Here is a 10932-nt window from a genome sequence, read left to right as displayed (position 1 = left end):
GAAACGGTTCAGTCAGCAGCACCGGCTATGGCCTGGGCGGATCACTGACTTGGTATGGCGCGGGCGGCTTTTACCTCGATGCCCAGGCAAACTTGACCTGGTATGACAGTGCGCTTGCTTCCTCGACGGCGGCGACCGGTCTGGTATCGGGCAATGGCGGCTTTGGCTATGCAATCGGCGTGGAGGCCGGCCAGCAGGTCGCGCTCAACCAGAACTGGTCGATCACGCCCCAGGCGCAGCTGACCTATTCCGACGTCAGCTATGATGGTTTCACCGATGCCTTCGGCGCCGCCGTTTCGCTGGCCGAGGGCGATGACCTCACCATCCGGCTGGGCCTTTCGGCCGACTACCAGGACGCCTGGATCGATGAAACCGGCGACACCAGCCGTCTGCATGCCTATGGCATTGCCAATCTCTACTATGACGTCCTTCCCGATAGCAGGACCGACCTTGCCGGAGTGGAGCTTGTCAACACACAGGACAATCTGTGGGGCGGCTTAGGGATCGGCGGCACATACGCCTGGGGCGACGACAAATACGCCATCCATGGCCAGGCCGGCGTCAACACAAGTCTGGTCAATTTCGGCAGCAGCTACAGCCTTGCCGGTACCGCCGGGCTCACCGTCAAGTTTTAGGGCCTGAGACCCAGCGATCTTCCCAAGATGTTGGCGCACAGAGGCCTTGCGGTCTCCAATTTAGTGGGTATCGGAGGAACATGAGCACCTCCAATACCGTCTTGTTATGGTCGAGCCGCTGGCCGCAGCGGTTCGGCCGGCTCCAGGAACACCTTGTCGCCTGTGTCGAGCCCAGCGCCCTCAGATGCCAGAGGAAAGCCGCCGTATAGCGCCGCGCCGCCTGCCCCTCAATCTCGGTGACAAGGCCGCGTAGCCGCTGGTGCCTAACTTGACGCTAGCGGTCATCGTATATTCCGCGGGCGGTCTGCGACGCCCATAGCGATCCTTACCGGTCAACGACCCAACGGACGGCCACCCCGAGTCGCTGTCCTCCCTATCCGAGCTCAACTCATCTCCGCTTGCACAGACACAAGCGGTTATCCTGCCCGACCGAAGTCGTCCTCGGTGCGCACAATGTCGTCCTCGCCCAGGTAGGAGCCGGTCTGAACCTCGATGAGTTCGAGTTCGATCTTTCCCGGATTGGCAAGGCGGTGGGTGCAGCCTAGGGGCAAGTAGATAGACTGGTTTTCCGTCAACAGCGAAATCTGACCATCTATCGTCACCTCGGCAGTGCCCCTGACCACGACCCAGTGCTCGGAGCGGTGAAAGTGCTTTTGTAGAGACAGCTTCTTACCCGGTTTGACAAACAGACGTTTGACCTGGAAGCGTTCGGCCATCAACACCGAAGAATAACCACCCCATGGGCGGTAGGCGGTTTTATGAGTCTCGGTCAACGCGACCGTGGCCGGATCGGCTTTGAGCTGCTTAACCAGCCCCCCAACTTGCTGCGCCTGGGAAAGTCGGCCGACAAAGATTGCGTCCTGACTTGCTATTACGGCGACGTCGTCGAGCCCGTCGACTACGACGTGGGCCCCATCCGTCAATACCATAGAGTTGCTGGTCCTCGACAGCAGCGCCGATCCGCGCACCACATTGCCATCGTTATCGCGCGCATGCGCTCCCCAAACCGCGTCCCACGAACCGAGGTCCGACCAGGCAAAACGGACCGGGAGCACAGCGGCCTTTGTCGTCCTTTCAAAGATGGCATAGTCCACTGAAATACTGGGCGCGGCTTCGAACGCGCCAGGGTCGAGCCGAACGAAGTCGAGATCAGACCGAGCCAGATCGACCGCCTGTCGAGCGGCCGCGGCCGTTTCGGGGGCCAAAGCCTCGCATTCCTCAATGAATGTCTTAGCAGTGATCATGAACATGCCCGAATTCCAGACATAACCGCCTTCGGTTAGGAACCGCTCCGCAGTGGCGAGATCAGGCTTTTCAACAAAGCGACCAACCTGACTGGCGCCTGTGGGCAATGTCTCGCCCACGGCGATATAGCCGTAGCCGGTTTCCGGACGGGTCGGAACGATACCAAAGGTCACCAGCCACCCCGCTCGCGCTGCCGCCTCAGCGGCGCCAACCGCGCCGTAGTACTCGGCATCAGCGGAAATTGCATGATCCGACGCCAGAATGTGGAGAACCGCCTCGGGATCTGTGTCCAAAACGAAATAGGCAGTCGCGGCAATGGCCACCGCGGTGTTGCGCGCCACAGGCTCGAGCAGGATCGCGCCGGGTGTCACGCCGACCTCCTGAGCCTGTTCAGCGGCCATAAAACGGTAATCGGCATTGGTCACCACGATCGGAGCGCCATAGCGGTCCGAGCCGGCCAGGCGCTCCAGCGTCCGCTGATACAATGAGCGATTACCCATAAGCTCAATAAACTGCTTGGGCCGAGCCGCTCTAGACATCGGCCAAAGACGCGTACCCTGACCACCGGCAAGAATGACGGGAACTATTTTTCTCATGAGGGCCTCTGCCATGGGGAGATGTCAACCTTCAGGCTGTTCATCACTGCCATCGTTTGACTATTTTACATTAGGTTTGTCTGTAGCCAGCTTCCTCCAAAGTGCAAGCGGGCAGTCCCAAACTCCCCAATTTCCTTCGGATATACCGACAGCTGGCGGCCTACACGGCCTCATGCAGAACCGCGTGGCCGCTGAAGCGGCCATAAGTTTATTGTCGGAGCGTGCTGTTTTTTTCTAGCGCCTGCCAGTGCACGAACTTCCACGCCCTTCGCGAAATAATACAGTGATCCGGCTTTAGGGTGGCTCCCCTATCACCTCAAGGCGTAGGCTTATGTGTGTTGGCAACGAACGTCTGAAGTAATTTCAGAATCAGAACCCATCGCCTTGGTGACGGTGAAATGCTATCGCGACCGAAGCAGCTGGTTGTATAGGTCGAAATATCGCCGCCCCATCGTCCTGGAGGTAAACTCTGCGGTAAAGCGCTGCTTGGCCGCCGCGCCCATAGCTTCGGACAGGTCTTTGTCATTTGCGAGTTTCTGCATGGCCACACACAGCGCCTCTACGCTCTGTGGTCGAATAACGAGACCAGTCTGGCCGTCCAAGTTGACATAACTGGTACCGGTGCCAATTTCGCACGAAATCATCGGCCTGCCTACCCGCGCCGCCTCCAGCAGCGCTACGCCAAAGGCCTCCGATCGCAGGTGGGATGGAAATACAAAAGCCCGCGAAAGACTCAGCAGGGCTTCCTTGTCGTCGTCGCTGATGCGGCCGACGACGGCCACATTGGCCGGACGTAGACGAGTATCGCTAAACACTTCGGCCTCGTCGGCACCCGCGATAACGACGGGCAATCCCGTTTGCCGCGCCGCAGCCAGCAAATACTCCAGCCCCTTATAGTAGCGTGGCGCTCCGACAAAGAGAAAAAAATGCTCTCCGACAAGCTTGCGCCATCGTTCCAACAGTTTCGGCTGTGGCAGTATTTTGACTGGCTCAATACCGATCGGGATGACAGATGTCTTGGCTGCATAGCGCTGTAGAACGGAACTGGTGCGTACATAGTTGGGCGATGTCGCCACGATATGATCAATCCGCCCCAGAAACTGGTGCATCAGCGGGGCATATAACTTGGCGAGGACCTCCTGCTTAATGATGTCCGAGTGATAGGTGACCACCGTGGCGCTTTTCGGCCGCACAAACAGATTGACCAGATCCATCATCGGCCATGGAAAATGGAAATGCACGATATCGGCCTGCTGCGCCATCCGTGCAAACTTTGCAAATACCGATACCGACAGGCCGGTCGACGCCAGGTAAAGATCCTGTCTGGCGTGGTGGGCGGTGTGATGACGCACCGGTAGCGGTTCCGCGGGCGGCGTCGCACTTAGCGAGAGCACATCAGACTCCACGCCGAGCACATGCGTGCTTTCACAAATGTTCCAGATCACCCTCTCAACGCCGGCAAAATTGTCGGGAAGATAGGTTTTGAAAAAGTGCAGAATTTTCACGATTGAGTCCATTTTTCAGTAAAGCACGCTTCAGGGAGCGAACTTGGCGCCACTGACGAAACCAGCTCCAGTCCCGGCATGGCGTCTACACCACTGCGCGGCAGGTTCCCATGCCGTGAGTGTCACCAATGGTTGGCGTTCAAGACAAAACTGGCGAGACTGCAGATGCGTTAGCGATCCATAATCTCTGTGAGATTGACTAGTACAGGTAGCGTTCCATGCCTAAAGGGTTTGGCTAAGGAACAGTACGCTGTCGTCGTTGCCTGGCGCTCCCCCATATTTCTCCTCCATTACGAGCGACTGCAACGGTTGCCACGTCTCAGTTTTTAGTTGCAAAGGACCGTTGGTCGGCGCCTCGCTGACGTCCTCGTCCATTTAGAAATTCATCTGAGTCATGTCCGAACACCAATCTCTGGACAACCATCTTCCACCACACGGCAAATCGTCAGTTAGTTGCCGACCAATTTCCTTTGCCTCATCAGTATCAGCATGAAATTCCATCGAGCGTCATATCAACTGGCCGAACATAATCGTTGTGCCTGTCATTTAGAACTGTAGTACCCAGCGCGCTAAAGGTTTCCGCATATCGAGCAAAATGCACCTAACAGTTAGGCCATTGATACTTCGGGCGCTGAGCGAGGGCATGGCGGCTTAACGAAGGTGGTTGCGGTCGCAGCGAGCGATTGATACCCATCGAGTCGGCAAGACCGGTTATACGGGTAGATCTTCATAGGCTACCCAGAATCGAACGATTTGCTCTCCAGAATGCCACGGTGCCCGTTGGCGCAAGCTGATGAGGTTACATGATGCCGAACAAGCGCCATCCCGGCCTCGAAGCCGTGATCCGACGTGGCGCGCGTCGCCATCAGCACCACTACGGCAAGATGTTGAGCGCGGTGGCGCCCGCTGCAGCGGTAACGGCCACTGCGGGAGCCACGCTGTATCTCCTTATCCTCACGACGGCCGGCCGCACTGACTGGGGAAATATCATGGTTGGAGCTGGCGGCGCCGCCGCCATGCCGATCGTGGCCATCAGTCTGCTCCTGCTCATGACGCGGCGGGACCACCCCGTCACCTTAGCGCTTGCCGCAACGGTCTTTGCCGGGTCGCTGGTGATCGCACTCCTTTCGGCCACCCGCACTCCCATCAGCTTTTTTGCCTTGTTTGCCAGTTTGCCAGCTGGGACGGTCGGGGTGTCCTTTGCCAATATTTCCTTAGCGCGCGCGCTAAAGAAGTCGGTTGCCGTCCTGGATTTTTCGGATGCGTCGAAAGTGGCGGAGCTTATTGGCAACTGGGTGAGGGTGGTTTCGGCCGACGAGGTCGGCGCCAATGTCCACCGGCTTCTAATCGACCCGGTGGCGCATCATACTCCGGAATATGCCGCGGTTCTCGCCCGGCTCTATCTGAGGGGCATATCCCTAGAGACATGGCCCATCTACCTTGAAGGGCATCTCGGTAAGGTCGACATTAAGACATTCGACCTGGGCGACGTATCCTACTCGCCTAGCCAGCTTGCCTATTACCGGGTCAAGCGTTTGATGGACGTCGCAGCGGTGTTGCTGCTCGCAATTCCGGCACTCGTCATCTGTTCGCTCATCTGGGTCTACATTCGCCTGATCGATGGCGGTCCAAGCCTATTCGTGCAAGAGCGTCGTGGCTATGCGGGTTCGGTTTTCCGCCTCTACAAATTTAGAACCATGCATCGTGGCGATCATGTCGGTTCGACAGAAGTCAATGACAGCAGGATCCTGCCCGGATGCACCTTATTGCGTCAGCTGCGTCTCGACGAGCTGCCACAGCTGTTCAATATTCTGAAGGGCGACATGAGCTTCATTGGCCCGCGGCCGGTGTCGATCGAGGTCGCGGAGTCACTAGAAGAGAGCCTACCACAATACGTAAACCGGCAAATTCTTCTGCCTGGTCTTACCGGATGGGCTCAGGTGTCACAGGGTTATGCCCACAGCGAGGATGAAGAGGTCGAAAAGCTCTCATATGACCTATTCTACCTCAAGCATGTGTCGCTCGATCTTGACATAATCATCGCAGCCCGAACGTTTCGAACCATCCTGCTGCGACAGGGAGGACGCTAAAATCATATTTAAGGCAGGCCCACCAGAAGCCCTCTCGTTGTTGACGTCCCGCAAGCTCTGTTGGTGTTGATGTATAATCGAGCGCCAGCGTTACTCATCAGCCCCTTCGCCAGAAGCGAAGAAGACCATCCATGTCACAATAGCCGCAATCGCTGCCGCGCCTACCGGAGGGTTCTGGCATTCCTGATCTCCGCACACGCACCGCCGGAAACGCCGTTAGCTATGGAACCGGAAGAGCTTGGCCCACCAGGAGCCCCTAGCATACCGGTCTCGAAAAGGGCTTGAGAGCGCACAGCGAGCGTCGTTGCTAAAAGCCCGAAAATTGGCGCACCCGACAGAATTCGAATCTGTGACCTCTGCCTTCGGAGGGCAGCGCTCTATCCAGCTGAGCTACGGGTGCATCTTGTGTGACCGATATTGAAAGGGTGATATCCCTCACTCACGGTATCAATCCAGGCTCTTTTTCACTCCACAATCCGCCACCGGCGAACATGAACCTAACCGGTTAGGCGCCGAACTTCGTCACCTATCCCGCACGTATACGACTGATTATTCAGCTAGCTGAATCTGGGCGATAACACAACCCAGGCTGTCGATCTTGCCCAAAAATGTGTCTGCGATATCAAGCGAAGGTTTCATCAACCGGCCGTCACGGAAAGCGGCGCCTCTAATTGGCGCGCGACCGTTTCCCAGCTACTGGCGAACGGGCCATAGGCCGTTTTGATCTCGAGGCCCACCGGGAGTTCGGGGCATTCGTTCTCGCCATTACTGCCCAGTTGACCCAGCCGGACTGCCGGCGCTGGACCATCTGGAATGCGCCGAAGGGCTGGAAGGTCCACCACACCATGGCCCGGCCGCTTTCGGAGTGAAACTCCACTGTTTCGTCGGCCGGTCCGGGGTTCCGTGCAGCCGATAGTGGTGCATTACGGGGCCTTTTCGACAGTCTCGATCTCCACCAAAGTGTGTTCAGGCGGCTGCCAGAACTCCTACAGTTGTGAAGCTGAGAGCAGAAACTGCGATCATGCTAAACGTTTTCGTTTTCATTTAAATTTCTCCGTTTGCCGGCTTCTGCCATCTGCGCGGACCAGCTTGCGCGTCTCGCCGTCCAGCGACCGACGGAATGGTGAACTTATCGAGTGTTGCCCTGGCTCCCCGCGGCGAGGCAGCCGCAGGACTGGCGCACGATCAATTCGGCGCCAACCTGCTTCTGTGTGGGTGATAGACGGGCCCACTGCCCTGCCCGCGCTTTTCTGACTCGTCCTGGACAAGAATGATTTCTGCGAGGGCGCGAGCGGCCTCCTGGCCAATTTCGCCACTTCGCTCGTGAGCAGCGTCAATGGCGGCTGGATAAGGTTGGACCACACGAATTCGTCATACCCGACGCCTGCGATATCGCCGGGGACTCCACACGGGTTGACCAGATTGCAGGATAGGCGAGGAACAGCCAGTTCTTGTAGCGATGGCCGGCCAAATGCTCGCCGACCATCATGCTCGCCTGGCAGTTGTCGGTGGTCACGCTTGGCAGTCAGATGCGGTCGCCGGGGGGCGCAGAGTCAACGAAGACGACGGGAATGTCCCACTTTGAAAGCAGATCGGTTTTTTCCTTGCGCAGCGTAAGGGTCGAGATCACGCCGGCGACACGTGCCTCGATCAGGCGGCGGACCGTGCGATCTTCCTGTTCGGCATCATAATGCCCGTCTACGACCATATCCGCGATGATCACGGTCCAAGCCAGAGACTGCACCATGCTACTGGATGCCGCCTATAAGGTCGAGATAGTGGGAATTTGAGGTACTCGCCGTGATAAGCCCACGGTCGCGACACCGCAGCAGCTGTCATCCGCAAGAACATAGTGGCGGCAGGCAAGCCCCAATGGCCCCTGCCTCAAAAGTCAGCGCTTTGCTTTTTCACCATGCCGGTCCTCGCGCATCTCGAACCACATGGCATTGAGAATGGCGAAACTACAGGCGAGGCCGACGCCGAGAATCCAGGAAAAATACCACATGCTCGTCTCCTAATAGGCGTTGGGGTTCTTTTCGAGACTTTCCGCGCTCACCGTGCCACGCATCACCCGGAACACCCAGGCGGTATAGAGGAGGATGATGGGCAGAAAAAAGCAGGTCACCAGCAGCATGATGAACAGCGTCAGATGGCTGGACGAGGCGTCCCAGACGGTCAGGCTCGCCTCCGGCACCGTTGAGGATGGCAACAGGAACGGGAATAGCGACAGGCCCGCCGTTGAAGTGATGCCGAAAATGCCGAGGCTGGAAGCCAGCAGTGCCGGCAACCGCCAGCGCGCCTGTAGCGCCAGCAAGGCGCCAATCATGCCAGCAAAGCCCAGCACTGGGGCAAGGATCATCCAGGGATAGAGCCCATAATTGGCCAGCCACCCGCCCCGCGTCAGCGTCACAGTCTTGGCCAGCGGATTGATTGCCGCGTTGGGGTCGACAACGCTGGTAATGGTATAGCCATCAACGCCCAGCGCGATCCACACGCCGCCCAGCGCGAAAAGGGCAATGGTCGCCATGGCCGCAATGGTGCCATAGCTCCGCGCCCGTTCGGCCAACGGGCCGGTGGTCCGCCCGGCGATTACACTGGCCCCTTGCGTCACGATCATGCCCAGGCTCACCAATCCGCAGAGCAGGGCAAAGGGCATCAGCAGCAGGAAGAAGTTGCCGGTATAGAAGGCCCGCATCGTGTCATCGAGGTGGAATGGAGCGCCCAGCAGCACATTGCCCACCGCCACACCAAAGATCAGCGAAGGCACGAAGCCGCCGATGAACAGCGCCCAGTCCCAGGCCGCCCGCCAGCGCGGGTCTTTCACCTTGCCACGGAACTTGAAGCCCACCGGCCGAAGGATCAGGGCCAAGAGGATCACGATCATGGCCAGATAAAAGCCAGAAAAGCTTACCGCATAGAGTGGCGGGAAGGCGGCAAAGATCGCCCCGCCCCCCAGCACCAGCCATACCTGATTGCCCTCCCAGGTCGGCCCGACGAGATTGAGCAGCACGCGCCGTTCTTCATCGGTGCGGGCGACAAAGGGCAGCAGCGCCCCCACGCCAAGGTCGCGCCCACCCATAATGGCAAAGCCAATCAGCAATATGCCCAGCAGCAGCCACCAGACCAAGCGCAGGGTTTCGTAGTCGAGCGGAATGGAGCTCATGATCCAAGTTCCTTATTGGCGGGAGTAGCCGGAAGCGCGGCAATGACGAAGTCCTCGTCATCGGTGGGGCTGGTGGCAAAGAGCTTTTCCTGCGGCCCGGCCTTGATGATCTTGATCATCAGCAGGACCATGATGATCAGCAGCACGGTATAGAGCGCGACAAAGAAGCTAAGTGAGATTACCAGATCCCAGAAGCCCAGCCCCGAGGCGGCATAGAAGGTCGGGAGCACGCCCTCGACCACCCAGGGCTGGCGGCCATATTCAGCGATGAACCAGCCCGCTTCGATGGCGAGCCAGGGCAGCGGCAGTGTTGCCACCCCGATCCACAGCATGGTCCGGTTAGTGTCGAGCCAGCCGCGCGAGGCGCGGTAGAACCACACGGCAAAAAAGGCAATGAAGAAGAAACCCACGCCCACCATCAGGCGGAAGCTCCAGAACAGAGGCCACACATCGGGCACGGTATCGAACGAGGCCAGGGCAATTTCCTCCCCCGTCGCATTCTCGATATCGGTCCGGTATTTCTTGAGCAGCAGGCCATAACCGAGATCGGCCCAGTGCTGCTCGAACAGGGCGCGTGCCTCGGCATTGCTTCCATCGGCCCTGATGTCCTGCAGCGCGCCATAGGCGATCATGCCGGACTGGATGCGGATTGCCGCACGTTCGACCAATTCGGTGATGCCGGGCAATTCCATATCGAGCGAGCGTGTGGTGATGATGCCTAGCACCCAGGGCAGACGCACTTCGAATACCGGTTCGCCCGGTATGCTACTGGGAATGGCGAATAGGGTCAGCGCCGCCGGCGCGGGCTCGGTGTGATACATCGCCTCCATCGCGGCGATCTTCATCTTCTGCTGCTCGGTCGCGACATATCCGCTCTCATCACCCAGCACCACGACCGACAGCGCCGAGGCGAGGCCAAAGCTGGCCGCCACGACCATAGAGCGTTTGGCCAGTTCCGCGTGCTTACCCTGCAGCAGGAACAGGCAGGAAATGGCGAAGATGAAGACGGCGCCGCAGACATAGCCCGCGCTCACCGTATGCACGAATTTGGCCTGCGCCACCGGATTGAAGATCACCGCCATGAAGTCGGTAACTTCCATGCGCATGGTATCGGGGTTGAATTTGGCGCCGACCGGATTCTGCATCCATCCGTTGGCGATAAGGATCCACAGGGCCGAGAAATTAGCGCCCAAAGCGGTCAGCCAAGTGACGGCGAGGTGCCCCACCTTGCTCAGCCGGTCCCAGCCGAAAAAGAAGACGCCGATAAACGTGGCTTCGAGGAAAAAGGCCATCAGCCCTTCTATGGCCAGCGGCGCCCCGAACACGTCGCCCACGTAATGACTGTAATAGCTCCAGTTCATGCCGAACTGGAACTCCATGACGATGCCGGTAGCCACGCCCATGGCAAAATTGACGCCGAACAGCGTACCCCAAAAAAGAGTCGCCTTGCGCCAGATATCGCGCCCGGTCATCACGTAGACGCTCTCCATAATGGCCATCATGAAAGACAGGCCCAGGGTCAGCGGCACGAAAAGAAAATGGTACATGGCGGTGGCGGCAAATTGCCACCGCGAGAGTTCGACAACCGTCATGTCGATCATGGCGCGAATGCCCCTGTGAATAAGCTCAGCCGCCGATTCGTGGCTGTCCCGAGACCCTTTTGCCGGGTCGGGAGGCGAGCCGCCTTGATTCAGATCA

Annotated in this window: 8 protein-coding genes and 1 tRNA gene; 2 read left to right on the top strand and 7 right to left on the bottom strand. The window is 58.5% G+C overall.

The window, feature by feature from the left end:
* Window positions 1-635: autotransporter outer membrane beta-barrel domain-containing protein (locus ACI3KW_RS02495; RefSeq protein ID WP_404846775.1), on the top strand; the 635-nt coding region annotated here is incomplete at its 5' end.
* Between the two features lie 416 nt (window positions 636-1051).
* Here the strand turns inward: ACI3KW_RS02495 and ACI3KW_RS02490 are convergent.
* Both ACI3KW_RS02490 and ACI3KW_RS02485 read right to left on the bottom strand, forming a co-directional pair.
* Window positions 1052-2491, bottom strand: coding sequence for a mannose-1-phosphate guanylyltransferase/mannose-6-phosphate isomerase (locus ACI3KW_RS02490; RefSeq protein ID WP_404846774.1), 1440 nt, complete (start codon window positions 2489-2491; stop codon window positions 1052-1054).
* A gap of 386 nt (window positions 2492-2877) precedes the next feature.
* A complete protein-coding gene (locus ACI3KW_RS02485; protein WP_404846773.1) occupies window positions 2878-3981 on the bottom strand; it encodes a glycosyltransferase in 1104 nt (367 codons plus the stop codon).
* An 803-nt stretch (window positions 3982-4784) separates the two neighbouring features.
* Between ACI3KW_RS02485 and ACI3KW_RS02480 the strand changes: the two genes are divergently transcribed.
* The gene (locus ACI3KW_RS02480) at window positions 4785-6071 is read left to right on the top strand and encodes a sugar transferase (protein WP_404846772.1); all 1287 of its coding nucleotides are present in this window, start codon (window positions 4785-4787) and stop codon (window positions 6069-6071) included.
* Window positions 6072-6394: 323 nt separating this feature from the next.
* On the opposite strand, the gene ACI3KW_RS02475 is transcribed toward ACI3KW_RS02480, so the two are convergent.
* The 5 genes from ACI3KW_RS02475 to ACI3KW_RS02455 all read right to left on the bottom strand — a co-directional run bounded on the left by ACI3KW_RS02475 (window position 6395) and on the right by ACI3KW_RS02455 (window position 10832).
* Window positions 6395-6471, bottom strand: a tRNA-Arg gene (locus ACI3KW_RS02475).
* A gap of 1125 nt (window positions 6472-7596) precedes the next feature.
* Complete coding sequence (locus tag ACI3KW_RS02470) at window positions 7597-7818, bottom strand: hypothetical protein (protein WP_404846771.1); 222 nt, start codon at window positions 7816-7818, stop codon at window positions 7597-7599.
* 144 nt (window positions 7819-7962) lie between these two features.
* Window positions 7963-8076 carry a cytochrome bd-I oxidase subunit CydX gene (gene cydX / locus ACI3KW_RS02465; RefSeq protein WP_404846770.1) on the bottom strand — a complete coding sequence of 38 codons (114 nt, stop codon included), beginning with the start codon at window positions 8074-8076 and terminating at the stop codon, window positions 7963-7965.
* Window positions 8077-8085: 9 nt separating this feature from the next.
* Window positions 8086-9234: a cytochrome d ubiquinol oxidase subunit II gene (cydB, locus tag ACI3KW_RS02460; protein ID WP_404846769.1), complete on the bottom strand. Its 1149-nt coding sequence runs from the start codon at window positions 9232-9234 to the stop codon at window positions 8086-8088.
* On the bottom strand, window positions 9231-10832 hold the full coding sequence (locus ACI3KW_RS02455) for a cytochrome ubiquinol oxidase subunit I (RefSeq protein ID WP_404846792.1): 1602 nt from the start codon (window positions 10830-10832) through the stop codon (window positions 9231-9233). Before ACI3KW_RS02455 ends, cydB begins: the two co-directional genes overlap by 4 nt.
* Window positions 10833-10932: the final 100 nt, after the last annotated feature.

Source organism: Devosia sp. ZW T5_3, assembly GCF_044987315.1.
GTDB lineage: Bacteria > Pseudomonadota > Alphaproteobacteria > Rhizobiales > Devosiaceae > Devosia.
The sequence above is the reverse complement of the archived record's forward strand: the minus strand, read 5'-3'. Positions and strand labels throughout refer to the sequence as shown.

Excerpts from the sequence above, each read along its gene's own strand:
- ACI3KW_RS02490 (WP_404846774.1), bottom strand. The coding sequence starts at position 2,491 with ATGGCAGAGGCCCTCATGAGAAAAATAGTTCCCGTCATTCTTGCCGGT.
- ACI3KW_RS02480 (WP_404846772.1), top strand. The coding sequence starts at position 4,785 with ATGATGCCGAACAAGCGCCATCCCGGCCTCGAAGCCGTGATCCGACGT.
- ACI3KW_RS02470 (WP_404846771.1), bottom strand. The coding sequence starts at position 7,818 with ATGGTGCAGTCTCTGGCTTGGACCGTGATCATCGCGGATATGGTCGTA.
- cydX (WP_404846770.1), bottom strand. The coding sequence starts at position 8,076 with ATGTGGTATTTTTCCTGGATTCTCGGCGTCGGCCTCGCCTGTAGTTTC.
- cydB (WP_404846769.1), bottom strand. The coding sequence starts at position 9,234 with ATGAGCTCCATTCCGCTCGACTACGAAACCCTGCGCTTGGTCTGGTGG.